The 22,362-nt window shown below is 58.3% G+C and carries 20 protein-coding genes; 4 read left to right on the top strand and 16 right to left on the bottom strand.

The genetic code is table 11. The annotated features are described in order from the left end of the window. Positions 1–785: 785 nt before the first annotated feature. From AC24GY_RS25440 to AC24GY_RS25400, 9 genes are all read right to left on the bottom strand, one after another. Positions 786–1,490 carry a hypothetical protein gene (locus AC24GY_RS25440; RefSeq protein ID WP_487688747.1) on the bottom strand — a complete coding sequence of 235 codons (705 nt, stop codon included), beginning with the start codon at positions 1,488–1,490 and terminating at the stop codon, positions 786–788. Positions 1,491–2,004: 514 nt separating this feature from the next. Beyond that, positions 2,005–2,625: a hypothetical protein gene (locus AC24GY_RS25435; protein WP_487688745.1), complete on the bottom strand. Its 621-nt coding sequence runs from the start codon at positions 2,623–2,625 to the stop codon at positions 2,005–2,007. Continuing rightward, on the bottom strand, positions 2,622–4,067 hold the full coding sequence (locus tag AC24GY_RS25430; protein WP_487688742.1) for a hypothetical protein: 1,446 nt from the start codon (positions 4,065–4,067) through the stop codon (positions 2,622–2,624). Before AC24GY_RS25430 ends, AC24GY_RS25435 begins: the two co-directional genes overlap by 4 nt. 628 nt (positions 4,068–4,695) lie before the next feature. After that, positions 4,696–7,857, bottom strand: a complete 3,162-nt coding sequence (locus tag AC24GY_RS25425) for a tetratricopeptide repeat protein (protein WP_487688740.1) — start codon at positions 7,855–7,857, stop codon at positions 4,696–4,698. A gap of 151 nt (positions 7,858–8,008) precedes the next feature. After that, a complete protein-coding gene (locus AC24GY_RS25420) occupies positions 8,009–8,689 on the bottom strand; it encodes a hypothetical protein (RefSeq protein ID WP_487688737.1) in 681 nt (226 codons plus the stop codon). A 43-nt stretch (positions 8,690–8,732) separates the two neighbouring features. Beyond that, complete coding sequence (locus AC24GY_RS25415) at positions 8,733–9,233, bottom strand: hypothetical protein (RefSeq protein WP_487688735.1); 501 nt, start codon at positions 9,231–9,233, stop codon at positions 8,733–8,735. Positions 9,234–9,242: 9 nt separating this feature from the next. Beyond that, positions 9,243–10,514 (bottom strand): hypothetical protein, encoded by a 1,272-nt coding sequence (locus tag AC24GY_RS25410; protein ID WP_487688732.1) that lies wholly within the window; start codon positions 10,512–10,514, stop codon positions 9,243–9,245. An 838-nt stretch (positions 10,515–11,352) separates the two neighbouring features. Continuing rightward, a complete protein-coding gene (locus AC24GY_RS25405) occupies positions 11,353–12,213 on the bottom strand; it encodes a tetratricopeptide repeat protein (RefSeq protein WP_487688730.1) in 861 nt (286 codons plus the stop codon). After that, a complete protein-coding gene (locus AC24GY_RS25400; protein WP_487688728.1) occupies positions 12,210–12,560 on the bottom strand; it encodes a hypothetical protein in 351 nt (116 codons plus the stop codon). Before AC24GY_RS25400 ends, AC24GY_RS25405 begins: the two co-directional genes overlap by 4 nt. Positions 12,561–12,883: 323 nt before the next feature. On the opposite strand from AC24GY_RS25400, the gene AC24GY_RS25395 reads away from it, so the two are divergent. Next, positions 12,884–14,080 carry a leucine-rich repeat domain-containing protein gene (locus AC24GY_RS25395; RefSeq protein WP_487688725.1) on the top strand — a complete coding sequence of 399 codons (1,197 nt, stop codon included), beginning with the start codon at positions 12,884–12,886 and terminating at the stop codon, positions 14,078–14,080. Positions 14,081–14,372: 292 nt separating this feature from the next. Here the strand turns inward: AC24GY_RS25395 and cysC are convergent, their stop codons facing one another. Then, entirely contained in the window at positions 14,373–14,915 is a 543-nt protein-coding gene (cysC, locus tag AC24GY_RS25390) for an adenylyl-sulfate kinase (RefSeq protein ID WP_487688722.1), read from the bottom strand. A gap of 661 nt (positions 14,916–15,576) precedes the next feature. Here cysC and AC24GY_RS25385 point away from each other — a divergent pair. Continuing rightward, positions 15,577–16,155, top strand: a complete 579-nt coding sequence (locus tag AC24GY_RS25385) for a hypothetical protein (protein ID WP_487688720.1) — start codon at positions 15,577–15,579, stop codon at positions 16,153–16,155. A gap of 9 nt (positions 16,156–16,164) precedes the next feature. Here the strand turns inward: AC24GY_RS25385 and AC24GY_RS25380 are convergent, their stop codons facing one another. From AC24GY_RS25380 to AC24GY_RS25355, 6 genes are all read right to left on the bottom strand, one after another. After that, positions 16,165–16,977 (bottom strand): IS5 family transposase, encoded by an 813-nt coding sequence (locus AC24GY_RS25380; protein ID WP_487688717.1) that lies wholly within the window; start codon positions 16,975–16,977, stop codon positions 16,165–16,167. A 135-nt stretch (positions 16,978–17,112) separates the two neighbouring features. Then, a complete protein-coding gene (locus tag AC24GY_RS25375) occupies positions 17,113–17,718 on the bottom strand; it encodes a class I SAM-dependent methyltransferase (RefSeq protein ID WP_487688714.1) in 606 nt (201 codons plus the stop codon). A 63-nt stretch (positions 17,719–17,781) separates the two neighbouring features. Further along, a complete protein-coding gene (locus tag AC24GY_RS25370) occupies positions 17,782–18,750 on the bottom strand; it encodes a capsular polysaccharide export protein, LipB/KpsS family (protein WP_487688711.1) in 969 nt (322 codons plus the stop codon). A 27-nt stretch (positions 18,751–18,777) separates the two neighbouring features. Beyond that, on the bottom strand, positions 18,778–19,422 hold the full coding sequence (locus AC24GY_RS25365) for a glycosyltransferase family 29 protein (RefSeq protein WP_487688708.1): 645 nt from the start codon (positions 19,420–19,422) through the stop codon (positions 18,778–18,780). Next, entirely contained in the window at positions 19,419–20,231 is an 813-nt protein-coding gene (locus tag AC24GY_RS25360) for a sulfotransferase family 2 domain-containing protein (RefSeq protein WP_487688706.1), read from the bottom strand. Before AC24GY_RS25360 ends, AC24GY_RS25365 begins: the two co-directional genes overlap by 4 nt. A 13-nt stretch (positions 20,232–20,244) precedes the next feature. Then, a complete protein-coding gene (locus AC24GY_RS25355; RefSeq protein ID WP_487688704.1) occupies positions 20,245–21,069 on the bottom strand; it encodes a glycosyltransferase family A protein in 825 nt (274 codons plus the stop codon). A 251-nt stretch (positions 21,070–21,320) separates the two neighbouring features. Between AC24GY_RS25355 and AC24GY_RS25350 the strand changes: the two genes are divergently transcribed. Together AC24GY_RS25350 and AC24GY_RS25345 are read left to right on the top strand one after the other, a co-directional pair. Continuing rightward, positions 21,321–21,614, top strand: a complete 294-nt coding sequence (locus AC24GY_RS25350; protein ID WP_487688701.1) for a hypothetical protein — start codon at positions 21,321–21,323, stop codon at positions 21,612–21,614. Continuing rightward, on the top strand, positions 21,592–22,068 hold the full coding sequence (locus AC24GY_RS25345; RefSeq protein ID WP_487688699.1) for an alanine-zipper protein: 477 nt from the start codon (positions 21,592–21,594) through the stop codon (positions 22,066–22,068). The genes AC24GY_RS25350 and AC24GY_RS25345 overlap by 23 nt, the downstream gene beginning before the upstream one ends. The last annotated feature ends 294 nt before the right edge of the window (positions 22,069–22,362 follow it).

Below are 22,362 nucleotides of genomic sequence, written 5' to 3'. Positions count from 1 at the left end.
TCGGCTTGAAATCCGGGTGCCAGTCTGGATCCCAGGGCCTGTAAGGCACAGAGCTCTCCGGATTTCCGTCTCCTGGGAGAAGGGGCCTGTAGGGTTTGGGGGTCGGCTTGAAATCCGGGTGCCAGTCTGGATCCCTGGGCCTGTAGGGGTTAGGTCTCGGCCGCCTATCCTGCTCAGATCCTCCTGGAACAATCAGTGCCTGAGCCCATTTGGGCTTAGGATTCGGGATGTGCATGGCTCCGTTGGGGTCCATCGTTATCTTGGGGGCCTGAGGCTGCATTTTTTCCCACTTCTTCTTCAGATTCTGAGCGAATGCTTGCGCAGCGTCTGATGCCGACGATGAAGGTGAAGGTGCTGTTTTATATGAAGGAGCGCGCTGCGGGAGGTGGCTGAGAGCGCGCACCATGCCGCTGCGAGGCTCGGTCAGTGCGTCTTCCTCCTCGGACTGGGGATTCTGGGTTGGGGTGGCAGGGAGATGAGAGGAGGCAAAGATAAAGGACATGATGTAAAACTTGGGTCCAGATTGAGGAATGCAAGCGGAAATATACCATAAAGTACAAGAAAGTAATATTGTGAAATATGACAGCGAATGTGTGCCGCATGACGTGGGAGAATGCGCGTTCTTATGGGCTGTTCATCTTGCGTGGCTGGATTTTCCATTCAGCCAGCAGCGTCTGCAACAAACGCCGCCGCGCCAAGAGCATCCCGCCAGCTCCAAAGTTCACGATCAACGCTCTTAACCGAGTGCCATTCATGCCAGGCATTTTGTCTGGCTTCCTGCTTGTTTAAGTGATATCTTCCCAAACCAAGGTCACCCCATACGCTGTAGTGCTGAACACACGGCGTCCCTCAAAACATGGAATCCTGCTGCTGTCCTCCGCAATGATTTGTTTTGCCGTTGCCTCGTCCACGCTGTCCAGAAATACGGCGACTACGTATCTAAAATGCGCCTTGAAGACAAGTGTGTTGCAGCGCCCGGAATAGACTATCCACAAGGGACGTAAATCGGTCTGCCATTTTTCTCCCATTCCGTCAAAACCTAAAAAAGAGGAAGAGGGCAGGGCTTCTGCCGGATCAGGCTTTTTCTCGATCAGCAATTTCCTGAGGATGGCTGCATCCCCGGGATAATCGCGCAAAAAGGTGATGATTCCCCATCTAAAAGCGGTGTTGCGAACCGTGGACGGCAGGAGGTGGCAGTACGAAAAAAATCCCATGATCAGCAGCGATGCCAGGGCTTTGATGTCATGTCGAAAAAACATGCCGTCGTGAAATGATTTCCTTTTCTTTTTTCGATTGAAAAAAAGGCACGCACAGAACGAAACAGCCAGCACCAAGTATTTTTCGTGATCAGTTAAATCAAACTCGATGCCGATGCCAAAACAACGTCCGTGGAAAAAATCCATCCAAAAACCAAGGATCAAGCCAAGCGCCAACCACAGGCTTGAAATGAAGAGTCGGCTGGAAAAAAACTTGGCATCCAAGTGAATCATGCAGGAGACTTTAGTTTGAGTGTGACAGAAGGGTCAAACTTTAGTTTAAAACCAGCGACGTTCCTGCGGCCTTGATGGATAAGAGGCTGGCGGTGGAGTCAGCCACCAATAGTTCCCTGGCTTGGGTCCAGGGGCACGTCCAGCAGGGTGCCAGCCTCTTTGACGCGCATTTGCATAATTATAGCCGATCCAAAACCAGAAAAAGATGCCAGGCATTTGGTAGAGACATGAAGCTCAAACATTTCAATTACAACTGCATGAAACAGCATTGGCTGAGTCCGCAGAGGCGCGGGGCTGGATGGGTGGCTGGGGCATCGTGGTTGAAACAGCAGCGGGGAACAGCGAGTTTGCCTCTGAAGGGTTGAATGGAAGAGAGCTCACAGAACAGGCGGCAAGGGAAACCGGCATCCGCCTCGCCTCCGCGCGCTTGGGGCCGATCCGCAGGGATTGAGCAGACAGATTGTCAATCAATGCTTTGATCCGCCCAGGTTGTACAGAATGCCTGGCAACTTTTTCACTTTTCTGACGCTGGCTTTGGCGCGCCGGGCTTGACGATTCCCGGCATGAATCCCTCGGTACGTGCATTGAGTTCATCCATGTCCCCCGTCCAGGACAGGGCCTCCTCCCAGTCCCCCGAGGCCGAGAGTATTTTGACATCCCTCAACAGGATGTCCTCGATCGACGGTGCATTGATGTCCACGGGGCTGTCAGCCTTGGGGGTGTTTGCGAATGATGTCTCATACCAGGCGTATTTGGGCAGGACAAGGTTGATGTAATCACCTGCAATGATGAGCATTTGATGGGTCAGCCGCTTGTTCTTGTACACATTGAGAATCATGCCCCGGTCGGTGTTGAAGCCGTCTCCGCCGGTCGGGTCCTCGGTGCCGTCGGGGTTTCCGAGTCTGCGGAATTCCGCCTTGGAAAAAACATCCGCCAGCCACTTTTTGCCTTTTAGCGTCATGGACCGGTAGCCAGTCAGGTTCGCCTCCCTGCCTGAAATATTGTATAAAATCCTCACTTCATCAGAATCCAGGATTGCCTTGCCGAGCAGGTCAATGGGGTCGGCTTCGTCTGCGGAGCAGGCGAGCAGGCATGCCTGCACCAGAGCAACGGCGATCATCAGTTTAATTTTCACGGCAAGGGGGATGGCTGGGTTGGCTCGGTTGGCTGCGCCTGTATGAGATCACCCTCGAAGGCGTTGTTCAGATTGAACATTGGACCCGTGACGGCGTCAATCGTGATCTTGGTGCCCTTGCCAAGTGAGCGCAGCAGATCGTTCAGGTAATCCTGTCCGGCTTGAGCCCTGCCAACATAGCAGCCGGCAAAATGAATGTGTCCATCCGGAGCCATGACGCTGGATATGATGCGCCAGGCGGCTGATTCCGGTGTGAGGGCGGTTTCGTGCTCGTAGGAGCCTGGGAAAACCCCAAAACGTTGATCGCCCCGAGTGCCGTGGTCTATAATCACCAGGTGTGTGAAGCCGCCTTTGTCTTTGTTTGCAGCAGCTAGCGCCTCCAGTTTCCTGACCCATCCAGGATCCGAGATGTCTATGAGCCTGGGGTTCGAAGTTGAACCTGAATAATCCTGAAGAATCCTCAAACCTTGCTGCTCCATTGCTGTGCCGCTGCTGAATTGCCAATAGAGATTTTCGACAGCCTTTTTGTTGTATAAGATGACCACATTTTCACCCCTCGGAAAAACAAAGTAGCTTTTAAGTTTAGGCGGGGCTGGTGCCGGGGACTGTGCTGCTGCAGGCACATTTTGCGCAGGATTAGCCGCTGGCTGTTGAGCCTGGGCTTGTGGTTGCGCCGCAGGCCTGACATTCTGCGCGAATGTTTGCGGTGCCTGAGGGTGTGATGGAGACTGCCCTGTGGTACGGGTGTCCGCCACATTCTGGAAGAATCCTCCGCGCTGATCCTGCTCATCCTCCTGGCTGCTGGGGCGATACACCAGATCATGGTATTCAGGCTTGTCAGCCAGGCTTTGGAACTGGTCTGAGCTCTGACCTCGGAGGCCGGGAGGCAGGCGCTTTTCAAAGATGCGGCCTCGGGTCAGGGCGGGGCGGCTGTCTTGAGCGGGGGTTTCTCTGGTGGGAGAATGGAAGGCGTCGCGGAGGTCTTGCGGGGAGGGGGAGAAGCCGTTGTCTCGAGTGGTGGAGGTGCTGCGTTCAGCAGAATGCGCGTCGTCGAAGCCTGAGTCGCGGACGGGGCGGTTCAGGCTGGAGCGGCCCACATCCTCATCGTGGGCCTGCGGGGGCAGGTCTTGGGCGGTGATGCGGGGCATGTACCAGGGACTGTCGTCCTGGTAATCATGAGAGCGGGGGGCGTTATTGTCATCGTGGTCGGAGTCCGGCTCGGGGGCGTGGGAGGTGCCCAGATCGTGATCAGTCTCGATGTCTTCCTCGGGATCGACATAGGGGCGCGGGCGTCCGACGGGTGTGGCGGAGCGTGGAGGGATCGGGGCGATCTCTCTCCGTGGGCTGTCTTCCCGGAGCGGGGCGGTGGAAGGCGCAGGATTGTCACGCACCGGCAGGTGGCTGTAGGCGCGGACGCCGCCGGCGCGGGGCATGGGTTGCATGACGTCTTCCTCCTCCTCGTCTTCGAGGTGGTCAGGGCGGCGGACTCGGGTTTCAGGAAGGTGGGAGGTGGAGAAGATGAAGGCCTTGCTGGAAAGCTTGGGCCTGGATTTGGGGATGCAAGTGAAAAAATACCGGAGTGTGGTATGATGTGATATATGTTCTCTGTTCTTGGTCTTTGGTGTTCACGTGGCGGGCTGTGTGGGCGCTGGTTATGGCGGTTCGCAAAAACTCATTTCCGGCATGTGGAGCCTGAGGATGTTCGGTTTGCCGCAGAGGGGCAGAGGTGGCAGAGATTGAATCTGTTCTTTGCTCCCTCTGCCTCTCCGCTCCTCTGCGGCTGAATGGAACGTTCCTCCGATTTTCAAACGACACGGTAGAGTGTGGTCCTCCCATGCGCGTTTCGGAAATGAGTTTCGGGAAACACTATCCAAACCGGCGCTCCCAGTACGGACTGCTGCGCCACTTGAGTCTTTCCATTTTCCGATGCCTGCGATGACACGGCGTTTTCCAAAGCGGAATGCAGCAATGCGGCGCGTGGCGACGCGCGACGGCGGCTTGAGGACAAGCCGCTCTGCTTCGCGGTGGGCATGCGCATGCTTGGCGCGAAACATGGCGGAGCCCCGCCCCTCAGGCCTTCGTCTCGGGCTTGGTCAGTGCTTCCACCAGTTCATTGGCCTCGCGTGTGTCTTCGTGGTCCCGGCCCAGCACCTTCAGGCGGCCTGCGTAGGCGCGCTGGGCGTACTTCAGGGCCTCCTGGGTCTTCTTCTGCGTGCCGAGGTAAACGGCGAGGTGGTAGCAGGTGGACAGCGTCTCCGGATGCTCGGCGCCGAGGGTGCGCTCAGTGAGGGCCAGCACCTGGCGGCATTCCTTTTCGGCCTCCGCCTCCTTGTGCTGCTGGGTGAGCAGGGCGGCCAGCGTGCGGCGTGACTCCAGGGTCTCCGGGGCCTCCGGCCCGAGGGCGCGGGTCTCTGCGGCGATCAGGCTGCGGCTCTCCTTCTCCGCCTCCGCGTAGTTCTCCAGCGTGACCAGCGTGGCGATGATGGCCCGCTGCAGGTCCAGGACCTTGGTGTGATCCCGGCCATAGGTCTGGATGAAGCCGGGCAGGTGCTGGCGCAGCTGCGCGGTCACTTCCGCACCCCGGTCCTCCGTCTTGCGCCATGACAGCAGAATCGCGATCTGGGCCTGGGTGTGCATGTCTCCGGCACCGAGCACGCGCAGGGAGATGTCGAGCACCTCGCCGAGCTCCTTGCAGGCCTCGGCATTCTTGTCCTGAGTGCTCAGGTGGGTGGCAAGAAGCATGCGCTGCCGCAGGGTGTCCTCCGACTCCGCGCCAAACACCCTGGTATAAAGTGGCAGAAGCTGGCGGTATTCTGTTTCCGCCTCGGCATCCCGGTCCATTTGAGCGAGCAGGCCTGCCAGCGCGCTGCGGGCCTTCAGGGTCTTCTTGGCCTCCGGCCCGTGCACGCGGGTCTGGGCGGCGATCACGCTTCGGCTCTCCTTCTCCGCCTCCGTGTCTTTCTTCTGTTCCTTCAGTGCGTCGATGAAGATGCGCTGCAATTCCACGACTTCGCCGTGGTCCTGGCCATGGGTCTTGATGAAGGCGGGCAGATACTCGCGCAGCAGCGCCTCCACATCCGCATGCCGGTCCAGCATTTCAAGGCTTCTCATCAGCCATGTGACCTTTTCCAGCGGGGATTCATCCGCCGGGCCGGGCGCGCGTGCGGCGAGGTCCATCATCTGGCGGAGCTCCTTGTTCGCCTCCTCATATCTTTTCTGCTGCAGCAGCATGTGGGTGAGAGACCAGCGCTGACTCATCGTGCGCGGAGACTCCGCGCCGCACACCTTGTCAAAGAGGGGCAGCAGCTCGCGGTATTCGGCCTCGGCTTCCGTGAATTTTTTCGCGTCACTCAGGATGTCGGCCAGAGCGCCGCGCTGGCCCAAAGTCGTCTGGTTCTCCGGCCCCAGCAGCTTGGAGTAAAAAGCGGTCACGCGGCGGCACAGCTCCTCCGCCAGCTCCAGCTTGTCATTCTTGCTCAGGACTCTGATGAATTCATTCAGCCCGTAAAGAGAGAACATGTGCGAGTCTTCTGGCTTGAGCACGCGCTCGCAGAGCTGCAGCACCTGGCGGTATTCCGCCTCGGCCTCCGGCCATTTCTTCTGCTGGCTCAGGCTGCGTGCCAGGCCGCTGCGCGTGTCCAAAACGCGTTTGTTTTCTGCTCCCAGCGCCTTGATCTGCAGCGGCAGCAGGCTGCGGTATTCCGCCTCGGCCTCCGCCCATTTCTCCTGCTCGCTCAGGGCATGGGCCAGACGGCTGCGGGTTTCCAAAGTGTCTTTGTTTTCCGCGCCGCGCACCTTCTCCTGCAGCGGCAGCAGGCTGCGGCTCAGCTCCACCACCTCCGCGTCCTTGTCCTGGGCGGCCAGGGCTCGGAGGAGAATGCTCTGCAAGTTCAGCGCATCCTTGCTCTCGGCTCCGGAGACCTTGATTTGGAGTGGTATCATGATGCGGCACTGCGCCTCCACCTCCGCTTCTTTGTCCTGGGCAATCAGAGCTCCGAGAAGGTGGAGATGACCGGCCATCGTTTCCTCGCTCTCGGCTCCGAGCACCTTGATCTGCAGCGGGATCAAGCTGCGGCACAGCTCCTCCACTTCCGCAATCTTGCGGGGATACAGGGCTTGGATGAGCTGGAGCTGGCTGTGCAGCGTGTCCTTGTTTTCGGCCCCGAGCACTTTGATCTGGAGCGGCAGCAGGCGGCGGCACAGCGCCTCCACTTCCGCATGCTTGTTCTGAGAAGTCAGGGATTGGATGAGAGTATTCTGGATAGGGAGCAGGCTGCGGCAAAGCTTTTCCGCCTCCCCGTCCTTGTGCTGGGCCATCAGGGCATCGAGGAGATGGAGCTGCCAATCGAGCGCTTCCTTGCTCTCGGCTCCGAAGACCTTGATCTGGAGCGGGAGCACGCTGCGGCATTGCTCCTCCACCTCCGCATGCTTGTGCTGGGCAGACAGGGCTCCGATGAGATAGGTCTGGCAGTGCAGCGTCTCCTCGTTCTCAGCTCCGAGCACCTTCGTCTCCAGGGGGAGCAGGCTGCGGCATAGCGCCTCGACTTCGGCGTATTTGTTCTGGGCAGACAAGACGCGGATGAGATGGTACTGGCAGCGCAGTGTCTCCCTGTCCTCGGCTCCAAGCTTGCGCTCGTAAATGACCAGCCTCTCGCGCAGGTCCGCTTCGGCCTCCTTTTGTTTTCCCTGCCAGTACCAGCCTTCAGCCAGACGTCGGCGCGTCATCAGAGTGACTGGATCCTCAGGGCCGAGCACCCGTGTCTGGGTGGCCACGAGGCTGCGGAACTCGTTTTCGGTAGCAGCCCCCGTGGTGAAGCTGCTTGTGGCCGCGAGCAAGGCGGACTGGCAGTGCAGTGTTTCGCGATCCTCCGCGCCGAGGACTTTTCCCATCAGCGGCAGCAGTTCGCGCAGGTGCGTTTCTGACTCGTTCACCTTGCCCAGCATGCGCAGGGCGTCTGCAAGCAGCAGGCGGGCGCGCAGCGTCTCCCGGGCCTCCGCGCCTAGCGCCTGCGTGCGCGCCGCCACCAGTGCCTGCGCGGCCTTCTCCGCCTCAGCGTATTGGGCCTCCGCATACAGCGCCTCCGCAGCCGCGAAGGCCTTGCCGTCAGCCTCGTTGTTCGCGCTCTTCTGAACTGCCTTCTTCTCGCCGCCCTCCGCCGCATGTGCGGGCTCCATGCTGATGGCGGAGAAGAGCAGGGCAAAGGAGAACGCAGAGGATAGAAACGGCTTCATGGCGGGCACGGGGTCGGGTACGTGATGACATGCCATGATGAACGGCTGAGATCGAAGCGTCACGAGGTTTCTGACCTAGAACAAACGCTGCGGGGCTTTGTAATTCTTTGCACCAAGGGCATGGGATGCCATTCATGTCCGGGCGCATTTTTTATCCCTCTTCCCGCCGCCGAAATCCGCCAAACAGGGCAAACAGCAGCAACCAAAGCACCTGAGGGTAGAGGAGATAAAACGCCACCGTCCCCCAGTCCCATTGACCGGTCACGGGGTCGAAGAACTCCCCCTGATTGTTGTCGCGCGACCCCATCCAAACAGACAGGGCGCCCGCTCCCAGCGCAATCACGCTGCCAATGAGAAAAACGACTCCTTTGATCATTTTTGATTCCTCTTTTCGTGTAATGGTTTGGTCAAAGCTTCCCATGGCTTGTCCTTGTAAATCTGGCGAGTTCAGCGTTTCTTCCACGTCGTCATCTGAAAGGGTGCCGACGGACAGAGACAAAGCCGCATCTTCTTCCGCTTCGGATGGACGTGGTGGAGGAGGGTTTTGTATCCACTCCTGCAGCAGCGGCGCATAGCGGGCGTCGATCATCTCATCCGTCCAAGACGCGGCGATATCTTTGAAGCCATGCCAGGCGCTGATCGCCATACCCTGCTTGATGCTCCAGCCAAAGGCTTCCTCTAAATAACTGCTCGAAGTCATGCCGTTTGCCACCCAATCCTCGGTGGAAAGTTCAGCCTGCAGCATCACCAGCATGCGGCTGACAGGCTGCCCGGCCAAGGCCTCCTGCTGCAGCCTCTGAATGACGAGAGGGTCTAGATCACAGGTCAGCATGCATCAAGGTTTGGGTTTTTTGAAGATGACCTCAGGGCGCCTGCTAATCCTTGTTGTAGAAGTAAAACAGCATGCCGCTTTTGCCGTCTGCATTGGGGGAGAGCATGTACAAGCGAATGGAATGGAGATCCGGGCGGCGAAGGATGGTGTATTTGTCTCCGTCCTTGAGGCGGTCCACATTCACAGTTCCCTCAAAGGGAAGCCCGATGTACACCATGTGTTTCCACATGTCGATGTCCAGCTTGCCCAGATCCCAAGGGTGCAGCAGATGATTGGGGATGCTGGAGTTGAAGAAGGTCCACTCGTCAGGAGTGAGCAGGATCGAGGCTTTGACCACTGAGATGTTACGTGCCGATACAAAACAAACGTCGCATCTGAACTGATCCTTGGTTTTCACGCTGATGCCCACCAGTCCGGCGTGTGCCGCCAGTTCATCCCAGCTCAGAAAGGGAGATGTATTTTGCGCCCTGCCAGCAGCTGGCAGGGACATGCATGCAAGGAAGATGAAGACAATGACACAGGAACGGCGGAGGCTGGGCTTCATGGAACGAAGCTAGGGTAAAACTCCCGGGCCCTCAAACTGCAAATTTCCCGTTGATGGTGCGGGAATCAAGCGATGCGTGGGAGGCTGCCCCGGCTTGGGTTGAATAAATTCGTACCTGAGAGGCGGACTCTTTGACTGAACATCGAAGCTTCTTCCATGCCCTCGCTTCTCAAGATCATGGAAGAACGAATCATTGATTTGGATGGACTTGCTTTTGGGCGTTATGAGAGGCACGCCCTTCGGCAGGTATTTTTGGATCATTTCCATCGTGATGGGGATGGTGACACCTTGATTCTTGTTCCAATCATAGCGATCTTTAAGCGTGTAAACGATATTGCCTTGCGCTCTCGCCGTATTGTCCTTGTCTACCGATCCTTTGATTCCAGAAGAGCTGCCTGTCAGCGTGGCATCACCCAGTCCGTAAAAAAACTCTTCGTTTCCAGGGCTTGCATACCCAAAATATCCGGCGATCCCCGGATCTCTTCCTGAAACCAAGGTATCCCAGTAGGTATCCGGCACAGTTCCCCCCGTGCCAGCGGTGTCTGGATGAGAACGCAGCCAGTCAAACATGTTTTTTTGTTCGAACACTTTGTCCGGATGCGTGCTGAAATACTTGAGAAGTTTCTCACCTCCATCTTTCATCACGCCAAATTTTGACAAGCTCTCAAATGGAATTTCCAGAGGCCCTTCATTTTCTGCTGCAGGGCGGTTTTCGACGTTGAGCCAGTGCTGCAGGTTTGCAATGGGCAGAGGCAGTTTTTCACCAGGTGGTGCCTTCAAGGACAGAATGAGTTGCTTGAGCAGAAGTTTTTCCTCAAGAGGTGTTTTCTCATCATAGTAGTCCTTGATGAAAATCGGGTTGCGTGATTTGGCGGCATGTTCTTTTAGCTTGGCCACGGGATCGTTTCCGTTCTGAACAGGTCCAGCTGGGGAGGTTTGCTGGGTTTTAGCCTTGGAATCAAGAGGCTGAATGGGAGCAGTGCCCGGCTGTTTCCCTCCATTCTGTGCCAAGGTGGTTGCGCTGGCTGCCATCTGAGGTGAGGCCCCATGGGCGTCAGCCACATTTTTGAAATAAGACCTGCGCTGGTCGCGCACCTCCTCCGGGGTGCCCTTGTAGCGATACAAGAGATCTTGAAGCTCTAGCTTGGGCGGAGATTCGCCATGTGTGCGGTACAGGAGGTCTTGGACTCCCGGCCTGCCGATGAGGGCGGAATGGGAACCGGCGGCGTCATCATCATCGGAGTGCTGAGGATCGAGATCCTCGGGGGTGATGGGCGGCATATACCAAGGTCTGGTATCATCGGACGCAAACGAAGGGGTGCGGGGGCTGCGGCTGGAATTCGCAGCGGCAGCGTTCCCGGCGCTCCACACGGGACGGGGTGGCGCTCCGGCAACGCCCAGCGGGTTGCGAGGGTCACGGGGGGGAGGGGTGTCCTGCTGGCGGGCCTCATCACGCGGGCGGAGGTTGCCGTCCTCATCCATGAAGTGCGGGGAGTCGTCGCGGTTGAACTGCTGGCGGACGACATCGAAGACGCCGCTGGCCTTGGCGGCGGCAATGCCGTCTTCATGAGGCGTGGCCGCGTCCTGGGTCTCAGTGCGCTGGAACGGGTGGCCGAGGGCTCGTTCTGGCGGAGGGGGATCATCCTGATCCCCCGGTGTGGAGTACGCGGGGCTGGTGGGTGTGGCGGAGCGTGGAGGGATCGGGACGATCCCTCTCCACCGGCTGCTGGCCCCGGCAGAATCTGCGGCCAATCTTTTCGCCGGCAGGTGGCTGAAGGCACGGACGCTGCCGCTGTGCAGCATGGGCTGTGCGTCATCCTCCTCCTCTTCCAATTCATCAGGACGCTGGGCTCGGGTTTCAGGGAGGTGGGAGGAGGCGAAAATGAAGGACATGAGCAAACACTTGGGCCCGGATTTGAGAATGAAAATTAAAAAATACCAAAGTGTGGTATGATACCATAGACATTGGTTTTCGGAGCGCGTCCGGGCAGACGGATGGCATGCGGCGAAGGCCTTGCATTCGCAGCCTCATGGCACGCCCGGCGCTGGCTGGCTGCGTCGCGGGATTTATTTGCCGTGCAGTTTGATTCCTGGGTGCGTCAGCGTGGGTTCCTGCATTTCACTTTTTCTGCTGCTGCGAACGGAATGCCTCCGCCCGGGCGCGGGCTTCCGCGTACTGCCCGGGAGTCAGATCTTTTTCGTGAGTCTCGATCCACTCGGCGGCGTCGTTGCCGAAGGTGGAAGAGGCCAGGAGGCACCATTTCATGGCCTCCACCAGATCCTTTGGCACACCGGTGCCGTCTGCGTAGCACTTGCCGAGCTGATACTGCGCCCGCGCATCCTTTTGCGCGGCGGCTTTTTGAAACCATTGCACGGCCTGTGCAGCGTCCTGCGCCACTCCCCAGCGTCCGCGTTTGCAGATGAAGCCGAATTCCACCTGCGCATCGGCATGCCCATTTTCAGCAGCGCGACGGTACCAGCACGCGGCCTCGGCGGGGTCCTCGGTGATGCCATCGCCGTGGAGGCAGCACTCAGCCAGCCGGTGCTGGGCCGGGGCAAAGTCCTGGCTGGCGGCCTGTTGCAGAGATTTCACTCCGGCCTCCTTGTCCTGCGGAATGAGGGAGCCGGAGAGCTGTGCCAGCGCGAGCCCATACTGGCCTTCAGCATCGCCTTGGGCGGCGGCCTTGCGCCACCAGCGCAGCGCCTCCTTGGGGTCCTCGGGCAATCCGGAGCCGGTGGCATAGGCCGTGCCCACCTTGGCCTGCGCACCTGCGTGCCCCAGGTCGGCAGCCTGGCGGAACCAGCGCAGCGCCTCGGCTGTGCCGCCGCCCTTTTGGCAGCTCAGGCCTTTCGCATAATACGCCGCAGCACGGCTTTGATCGGCGGCCGGATCACTCCAGCGCAGCGGCAGCCAGCCGAACGCCCCCATCACGATGATGAGGATCAGAAGAGCGCCGAACTGAAACAGATGGCGCTTCATGGCACAGGCGCCCCCGCTTTCTTCATGCCGGCTTTTCGCTCGTCGTTGATCCGGGCATTGTGCCTGCGCAGGTCTCCAAGGATGCAGTGACCATGGAGGCCGTCCTTGAACACGGACGTGAAAGGCATCTGCATGTCTTCCTCGTCGAGCTTGCTTCGGTTGTCTCGGTCAACGACTTCATTCACGGCTTTCAGAGCCTCGTTGACCGTGCCGCCTTTTGTCAAGACATCCATGCCGACATTGGCGGGGAAGGTGTCGTCACGGCACTGTCTGATGAAGCGGAGGCAGGGGGCGGCAGCAGCAAAGAGGCGCGGGGGAGGCAGGGTGGTTTTCGCGTGCTCGATCACTTCGATAAAAGATGCCGGGCATCGGTGAACCCAAGTGGCGCACACCGTTCATTCTCAACCTCAGGGCTCGGTGTTGGCGGAGTTGTTGCGGTGTGGGTGTTGAGGGGATGCCAGGCATCTGGGCGTCAGCGGCAGAAAGGAGCCGCCAAGGCTTGAGAGATCCCCAGTGAAACGCCAGACCAATCCATTTGCCACCTTAACCTAAAGATTCCGCCCGGTTTCCATGGATTTTGTAAATCTGTTCGGTGGAACATCATAAATCTCAATTCAGCTTGCAGTTATCCACCTACGGGTATCTACGTGTCCGCTCATCTCACGTGCTCATGAAACACCTGCTCCCGTTCGTCCTCCTGCTGGTCTCCTTTTCCACCGCCCTGGCAGATACGCCGGCGAAGATCGCCGAGGACTACCGCAAGGCGGCTGCGGCGGCGGTGACGAAGCTCAACGAGACGCTGGAGCAGTCCACCACGCCGCTCATCGCCAAGCTCATCTCCGACGGGGACACTACCGGTGCGGAGCAGCTGACAAGCCAGCTCAAGGCCAAGCTGGCCGGGGAGCCCGTGCCCACGCCGCAGGCCAGTGCCACGCTGCTTTTTGCGCAGTATGACCAGGCGCGTGCGAAGGCGCTGGAGCCGGTGCAGAAGGCCAGCATCTCCCGCATTGAAACCATGCTCAAGCCAGGTGCCGGCAGCCCCAAGCTGGAACTGGTGACCGAACTGGGAAAGGTGCGTGCGGAGATCGAGGCGGGAAATTCAGCCGCAGCGGCCGGCAGCAGCCCGGCCATGCCCGCCGCAGCAGCAGAAACCGCCCAAAACTCCACCGGCAGCGCTGCCGGGGCGGGGAAGTCGCTGGCTGAAGTCGTCAAGGCCCTGGGCGGCACCTGCATCAGCGGCGGCGACGGAGACGAAGTCACCTTTATCAGCAAGAATCTGACCACCGCCGATTTGCTGCAGATCGGCGCCTTCAAGCGGCTCAAAACCTTCAACTGGAACGGCGGCACGGGACTGACCGACGAGGGCCTGGCCGCCTTTGCGGGGATGAAGAAACTGACCAGCCTCTTTCTCTGGTCCACGGGCCGCATCAGCGATGAGGGGCTGAAGCATCTGGCCGGCTGTGAGAAGCTGGAGTCGCTCAACATTGGAGCCGATGGCGACGGCGTCACCGGCGCCGGATTTGAGAGCCTCGGGCAGTGCAAGTCACTCAAGACCCTGACGCTCAATCTGCTGCCGAACATTGAAGGGCGGCACCTCCGCTTCCTCACCGGGCTGAAGTCCTTTGAAAACCTGAGGCTTTCAGGATGCACCCGCGTCACCGATGCCGATCTGGAATGGATCGGGCAGATGAAGAGCCTCAAATACCTGCACATCGGCCGGACCAGCGTCACCGATGCCGGCATGGGCAGGCTCGCAGGCCTGCGCCACCTCGAAGAACTCGTCGTGACATCCCCCATGGTCACTCCGGAGGGTGTCGCGCCCCTGAAAAAAGCGCGCCCGGCACTCGCGGTGGTCTTCACCAAGTGAACGGGGGGGGGCGGTGCCTAGTGCGCCAGCCGCACGGCCTCCCTCCCAGCCGGGGCCGGATTCAGCTTGCCCTCCATTTTATGTTCGCCCCACTCAATCACGCGCACATGAAACACCTTCTTCTCAAGGTGACCTTTGGCAAATAGGCATGGGGAAGGGGGCGACGCGCCCGGGCAGGCAGGGCCATGCGACAGGCTGCACTGGCAGTGTGTGGCGTGGCTTTGGTGCAGGCTGCCCGTGCTTGCCGAAAGCCGGTGTCGCTTCCGGTCGTGAACACCACGCAGCCGGCGCTTTACCGGGTGCTCATTTCAAGGGTGATCACGGAATGAAGCGCCTCCACGCAGTCTTGGACGGATCTGCGGCCCGTTTCTAAGACCAGGTCAGGCCGTGGCGGCTCTTCAAAGGCCATGTCCTTGCCTGGCAGGTGTTTCGCCACTCCGGCATCAGCCCTGGCATAGAGGCCTTTAGGGTCCCGCCGCGCACAGGTGCTGTAGTCGCAGCGGAGGTAAACCTCGTAAAACAAGGCGTCTCCAATGATGCGGCGGGCAAGCTGGCGCATGCTTTCATGCGGAGTCATCAGGGCGGAAATGACAAGATGCCCCTGTGCGGAAAGCAGCCGCGCCAGCTCGGCTGTGCGGCGGACATTTTCCAGGCGGTCTTCCGGCGCGAAGCCCAGATCCCGGCACAGGCCGGAACGCAGGGCGTCGCCATCCAGAACCAGCGGCGCGTGTCCCTTCTCCTGAAGCCGTTTCGCCACCTGATTGGCCAGAGTCGTCTTGCCGGCTCCGGAGAGGCCGTAAAGCCAGAAAACGCGTTTGGGGGAGTTTGGAGTCATGAGAAAATCCAGGGAGGTGATGCCAGGCCCGGATCATCCGGATGGAGAGAGGCGGGGCCTTGGTCAAAGAAGTGACCGGGCAAGGCTGCCGCTGCATGGCAAGTTTCGGCGCAGGTCCGGCCATGGAGCTGATGTAATGCTTTCATATGGTATATTACAATATTAAATGGCAAAAACAAGCGGGAGGCAAAGACCTGCGGGTGCCTGCATGAGCCGCCCAGGCCTGCCGAACTGGCCCTGCAGTTCTCCCGGATTCACCGCCTCTCACCTGAGGGAAATGGCCTGCCTGCTGCCGGGCAGGACGCGGCTCCCCCCCCCGCCCGCTCCAAGACACAGGCATGTTCCAGCTCCATGTCGGTTGGTCGTGACTGCCCGCCGCCACTCGACAGTAAGTGTTTCACGTAGTTGTCACGGAATTTAATCTGGTGTTCAACGGATCATCATAAACTTCTATTCAGCTTGAAGTTATGTTCCTAAGTGTATCTTTCGCGCACCCAACCACGTGCTCATGAAACAACTGCTCCTCGCCCTCCTGCTGGCCTCGTTCGCCTCCTCCTCCGCCCTCGCTGACAGCCCGGACGCCATCCTCAAGGACTACCGCAAACAGGCCGCCCAGGCGGTGGAGCGTCTGAACCAGTCCCTGGAAAAAGCCGCGACGCCGATGATCACCAAACTGGTGCAGCAGGGAGATACAGCAGGTGCTGAACTGCTGACTGCACAAATCAAGGACAAACTTGCTGGCGAGCCAGTGTTGGCACCTCATGCCAATGCTGTGCAACTCTTCTCTTTATTTGATGAGGCGCGTGCAAAAGCTCTCGCGCCCATCCAAAAATCAAGCATCGCCCGCATTGAAAGCATGCTCAAAACTGCTGGAGGAGCGAAGCTCGAAACCGTCACGGAACTTGGCAAAGTAAGGGAGGAGATCGAACTCAACAAAATCAGCGGGCCTGCTATTCCGATGGCTCCAGTGTGGACCCTCCATGCAATTGAAAAAATCGGTGGTGCCATTTATGGAGAAATTCATTTCATGCCTGATGGCACACTCCAGATGCTTGAAAGCGGGCAAAATAAAAGCCCGCGCTTAGGGCATTGGAAATCAAACAAGAAAGGTGACAAAATAGCCATTAAAATGGACGATTTGGGGAAGGGGGCAAAGGACTGGCTGATGGAGATCACAGGCACTAGCGCTACATTGGACCGGGATGTCGGACGGCGTTACATGCGAGTGAAAGCACCCTAGAGCCTGTTATTAACTTTTGCCGAATAGAGAAGAGAGCATGAGGGTCGCGAAAGCGAGCCAGTGCATGCCAGTCAGAGTCGAAGCCAGACGCTCGTAGTCCCGGGAGAGGCGTTTGAAGCGTGCCGCCCAGCCAAAACTGCGCTCCACAACCCAGCGTTTTGGCAGCAGCACAAAGCCCATCTTGGCTTCCGAGAGCTTGACCACCTCCAGCTTGATGCCGTGCTGTTGTGCCTGTCGTGCAGGCTCCTCACCGGTGTAACCTTGATCCACATAGGCCAGCTCCACATTCTCTCCGGTGGACTGCTGGATGTGCGCTGCAAGCTCGCCGACCTGCGCACGCTCCTGCTCGTTGGCGGCCGTCACTTTCACCGCCAGCAGATGCCCGAGAGTATCCACCGCAATGTGCACCTTGCTGCCTTTGCGGCGCTTGTAGCCATCATAGCCCGCCCGGCCGCCGCTCTCTGGCGAGGACTGAAGTGTGCGTCCATCCATGATGGCCGCTGTGGGCTGGGCCTTGCGTCCCTTGGCCAGGCGCGAGAGTTCACGCAGATCATGGGCCATGGCTTCGAAGCAGCATGCCTTCATCCAGCGCTGCGCTTGCTGGTAAACGCTCTGCCAGGGTGGCAGGTCATGAGGCATCATGCGCCACTGGCAGCCGCAGCGCACAATGTAACGCAACGCGTTGAACAGCTCGCGCAGCGGATAGTCCCGCTGGGGCGCATCTTCCTTCATCAGCACCAGGTAGGGACGGCAAAAATCCCATTCTGCATCGCTGACATCACTTGTGTAGGCAGTTCTTGGTTTGTCGGTCGAAGGTTCCATCCCAAGCTTATTGCTTTGACCCTCACCGGTGTACAGCACTTTTTAAAGTTAATAACAGGCTCTAAGCATGCACAAGAACCATTCAGTCAGGGCGTCTCTGCCTCGGCTATACAAGTTTACAGATCAATAAGGTATTCAAACTGCATTTCCCCATTTGCCAGTGATGAACCCTTGGATTTGCCTTATACCACAACCACCCGCCCACATGATTTGAGATAACCACCATTCAACTGGCTGGACTGTTGGATGCAGTGTTTCCCCCTTCCACTTGACGTGGCTGGGAGCATGGGAAATGGAAAAGACAAAATTCTCTGCAACTCGCGCAAACTCAGCCAAGACGAAGGGGACTTGCTCTGGCAGAAGGTGCTCGAGCATATCAAAAGCTGTGAGAACGCCAATTGATTTGGCTTCCAGAGGAAGTCTTGTGGCGCATGCAATCAAGTCGGCGCCTGGACAGGCAAAGTCTGCTCCAAGTGCCCTCTTGTCAGGGTGGCGTTCGCGAAACTGCTGTACAAATTCATTCCAGCCGCATCCTACATCCAAGAGAGATTTATTTTGTGCCTCGTTCATCATGTTAGAAACCAAATCATGAGCTTTATGCCCATGATTGCTATGTCCATAGAAGGCATATGCCTTATGATGATAGAGGTCGTGGTATTTGGCTCGTTCGTGCTCCGCATTCATGGCTTGGGATAAGTCGTTAGGACTGGTGGTGTCTGAGATGAGGGTTTTCAGGATCATACAACTGACTGAGTTTTTGGATGACGCTTATGAGGAGGGAATATCTTGAGTGCGCACAAAAAATCATACCGGCATGGGAGGCGCTGCTCCGGTCTTTTTCAGCCATGCATCGAACTCTGCTGAAACGGCTCCTTGGGCGTCATATGGAAGAAAATGCCTCCCGAGCACGGCTTGCGCATAGGCCGTGCATCTTTTCATATCAGGACGCCAGGACGCTAGCTCACGCAGCCGTGAAGGATTGTCTGAGCATTCCAGAGTTACCCCGCTACCAGTGAAGGCAGAAAGTCCGAGTGTTGCGGTGGGAATGCCTAGCAGTGCTGCCTCGCTAGCGCATGTCGAGTTTACTGTCACCAGGGCAGAGCACTGTGGCAGGCGCTCAGCCAGCGTGGCTTCCAGATCTAGTTCCCAGCTTTTCCGCCACTGACCGCGTGTGGCAGAGTCAAAATCTGTGTTGAACAATTTCCTTTCAGATGGGTGAGGTCGAATAAGGACTCGTCTTTCGCATGGGAGATACTCTTTAAGCAGTTTCAAAGTATGCACCACTTTATCTGCTTCTGAAGCAGCTGATGGGTAATAGTGACGCATGGAAGCGTCCATGCGTGTCTGTAATGCCACCAAAAGAGGACCATCTTCTTTGCCCCCAGACCCCAACTGCCAGCCAAACCACCGTCTTGCCGCTGCCTCTAGGTCCACGTCATGAGTTTCCCGCCATGTCTGCTTACGGCACAAGTTGGAGTCTGCAAAAAAGCCGCCATGATCCACAAAAACACCGGCTGGCTGATGGATCAGACTCGTCTGCATGTAGAGAATATTCTTGCCGCGTGCTGCCATCCATGCGTGGGGCATCCGGAAGCTCCATGTTAGGACATTTGAATGGGCGAGAAACAAAGGCTTGTAATGTTCGGTATGCCCTACTGTCACTACTTCCCACCGTACTTCAATGCCTGCCGCTTGACAGCGCTGGTCCACCCAGGTTTTCAGCGCACTTTGGTGGAGTTTAGTGTTAATGAGCGCAACGGCATGTATTTTCATGACGGTATATGGTATAGCCAAGATATGCTATAAGTAGCGGACCCTGCCGCTTGCCACATATGGAGCCAGTATGGCGGCCTCCGCATCACCATCGTGTTCTGGTGGCTGCGCATAAGACCGGGGATTGTAGTAGTGATGCAATTTGCTCCGGCTTTTGCTGAAGTGGTCGAAGCCGGCCAGCGACAAAGAAGAAACGCCAATGGATTCCAGCAGCCAGACGGCAACTACCAACCCGCTGGTCATTCCCATGCGTTCTAGCCTCTCCCCAGTGCGTTGGGAGTGTTCCCTGACCCTTTGTTGAACGGCCCGATAGAACGCACGGGGAAGACGATGAATGACATCAGGTGTGTAGGCTGGCTCCCCGGTTTCACCGTACGCAAAGATCATGCGCTTGGGTCTCTGATCTTCGTCTCCGGGCAGGCACCCATGGCCGAAGGTGCTCCATATCGTGGTTTTTACTCCGGTATGCTGCTCAAAACCTGCCAGCCGGAATCTGTTGAAGCGAATGACCACGTCATGTGCATCAATATCAGCACCTGAGCAGTGAAGGACTCCGGGGCCGTTTCCTACAAGGCATACGGTATGGTGTAGCGGAATCTCCAAGGGCACCGCTGGTGGTGATATAACCATTGGCTTTGTCTCAATACCACGAATGGGCAGTGTCGGGCTCATGGTTTAAGATGGGGAATTTGCGAGTGGGTGTGTCCGCGCTTTTCGGCCGAACAGGCGGAGGAATTTGAATGAAATGACAAGTCTCCAGGCAGTTCCGCAATCCTCAGATTTTTAGGCCGTCCATTCGATTGAGGCGTTATCTGGGATGTTGATTCCGTGCCCGTCTGGGCCGCTTGTTCGGACAATGGGGCTGGCTCAAAAGAGTAATCAAGCAAGGCGATTTCTTGGTGATAAGTCGCGCCCACGAGTTCAACCATGGAACGGTTGTAAAACTCGCTGTAATGCCCCGTCTTCAGGAGGGTCTTGTTTAGCACGGGTAGCTGGCCGCTGGCAATGCCCAGCCTGGAGCAGACTGAGGCAAAATCCTGCTGAAGGTTTTCATACCTCCCCACAAAGTCCAGCACCTCGCTGCCTTCATGCAGCAGATAGTCGGACTGCGGTGCGTGATGCGCGCCGGGCTCGTATGTGCGTTCACGAACCTGAGCACAGACAAAGCTCAGCCATTGTTCAAAGCCGCCGTACAGTTTGTCATGCAGCGTTTTCAAATAGGCGTAGGCGCTGAACAGGCGGTCCCATGGATTGCGGACGAAGGCGAACTTGAAGTACTCCCGCATGAGGTCCTGGGACACGAGTTTGATCATCTCTGAGTAAGGGAAATGCTGCGTCATCAGGCTGTCCTTCATGCCAAAGACGCATCCGGAGTCATAGACTGTGTAGTCCAGATCGCCTGGGGCGAAGTGTTGCTCCATGGCGTAACCGGCGGTTTTGGGGATGTGGAAAAAGACCGCTTTATGTTGGTGAAAAATCATGCTTTCAAAGCGGCTAGGTGATGGAAGGGAGGGCCGAATCGACCAAGGCATCGCCAAGATGACTGCGGAAGTGTTTGATCACGGGCTCTGGATCCAGCCCCAGTTCGGCATGGCCCAGCAGGTAGTTGTGAATGCGGTCTTTCCAGCAATTGGGGTAGGGGACGCCGGCCGGCCTGGCGAAGCGGTGCAGCCAGCGCAGGAAGGGCAGGCATAACGTCTTGCGGCCTGCCTGGCGGAACTTTTCATGGATGTAGCATTCCTCTCCGCCAAACCCCCGGAAGTCTGTGTTGAACCCCAGCCAGGCGTCTTTGCGGCAGGCGAACAGACCCATGCCATGGGCGGGAATTTCAAAGGGGGGGGATTTCATGTCATCGCCTCGTTTGTCATGCGCCCAGATGCCCCACATGCCTGCGCGCCAAACAGGCTCCATGTGCGTCTGCACCTGGTCCAGATTGTCCATGATCAAGGGGCCCTGCAGCAGGTTGCCGGCATCATGGCCGGCGTCCATGAAGGCGATGAGTCTTGTCAGCGCTCCGGGGGCCAGCATCACGTGTGAGTCCAGGCATAGGACGTGCGGAGTCTGAGCATGCTCAAAGATCATGTCCCGCAGGGCTGTGCCCGTGCGCCCAGTGACTGGCATGTAACGCAGCGGCTGGCGCACCCATGCCGTCAGATCTTTGACCGCCTTCCCGTGCGCGCTTTCGCTGTGGTTGTCGAGGATGAGAAACTCTACCTGTTCCATTGCCTCCGGGTGGTGCAGTCTCAGGCTTTGCACGGTGAAATAGACGCCGTCGAAGTCGTCATACGTCAGCATGCCGATGGTCAAGGATCGGTTCATGAGAAATGCCGGTTCCTTTCTGCGGCTGGTGGGCCCCATGGCATAAGCAGCCGAAAACATGACGGCCATGCTGAGCGAGCCGTAAACGGCAGGTGGCTGCGTGGCACGGTAGGTGAGGCAGGTGCCCCAAGCGAGAATCCGTTGAATCTCAGCGCCCACTCATGCACGCCGAGTCCTGATCTCAGAACGAGATCGCGCAGGCTGGAGTCGTTGCCAGTCATGATGCAGGTGACCTTCATGGAGGTGTGGTCGTGGTGGTCGGAGGAGGCGTAGTTGTGGTGGTCGGAGGAGGTGTGGTCGTGGTCGTAGTCGGAGGATGCGTGGTTGTGGTCGTAGTCGGAGGAGGTGTGGTTGTGGTCGTAGTGGGAGGAGGCGTGGTTGTGGTCGTAGTCGGAGGAGGCGTGGTTGTGGTCGTAGTCGGAGGAGGCGTGGTTGTGGTCGTAGTCGGAGGAGGCGTGGTTGTGGTCGTAGTCGTGGTGGTTGGAGTAGGCGTTGTGGTCGTCGTTGTCGTTGTCGTTGTTGTTGTCGTTGTTGGATGCGGATGAGGCGCAGGTGGATGCGGATGAGGCGCAGGTGGATGCGGATGAGGCGCAGGTGGATGCGGATGAGGCGCAGGTGGATGCGGATGAGGTGCAGGTGGATGCGGATGAGGCGCAGGTGGATGCGGATGAGGTGCAGGTGGATGCGGATGTGGTTCTGGGTGCGGGTGCGGATGTGGTTCTGGGTGCGGATGCGGATGCGGATGCGGATGCGGGTGCGGGTGCGGGTGCGGATGCGGATGCGGATGCGGATGCGGATGCGGATGCGGATGCGGATGCGGATGCGGATGCGGATGCGGGTGCGGGTGCGGATGCGGATGCGGATGCGGATGCGGATGCGGGTGCGGATGCGGATGCGGATGCGGATGCGGATGCGGATGCGGATGCGGCGTCGGATTTTCACCTCCCCCCCCACTCCCGCCTCCGCCCGGATTCGTGTTGGGATCCAGGCCCAGGCTGACGAAGAAGTTTGTCCACAGGTCGCCGATGACTCCCTTCGTAGGAGGGGGGAGGTTGATCTGGGTGCTGGAGCTGCCGCCGCTGCTGCTCCTGTAATTTACCATGGGCTGCGCGGGCTGGCGGATGATGGTGTTGTTCTGACCGATGCCGGTGGTCGTCTGGATGCCGTCCTGTGAGACGGTCACGGGGCTGGCGAGCCAGTGGTCAGAGGGGGGCGTGGGGTGGTCGGATTGCATGACTGGATGCTGGATGCCGGATGCCGGATGCCGGATGCCGGATGCGGAGCTTCTTGGAA

This window comes from Prosthecobacter sp. Pr1, assembly GCF_057652315.1.
This window is presented reverse-complemented; position numbering and strand designations above follow the sequence as displayed.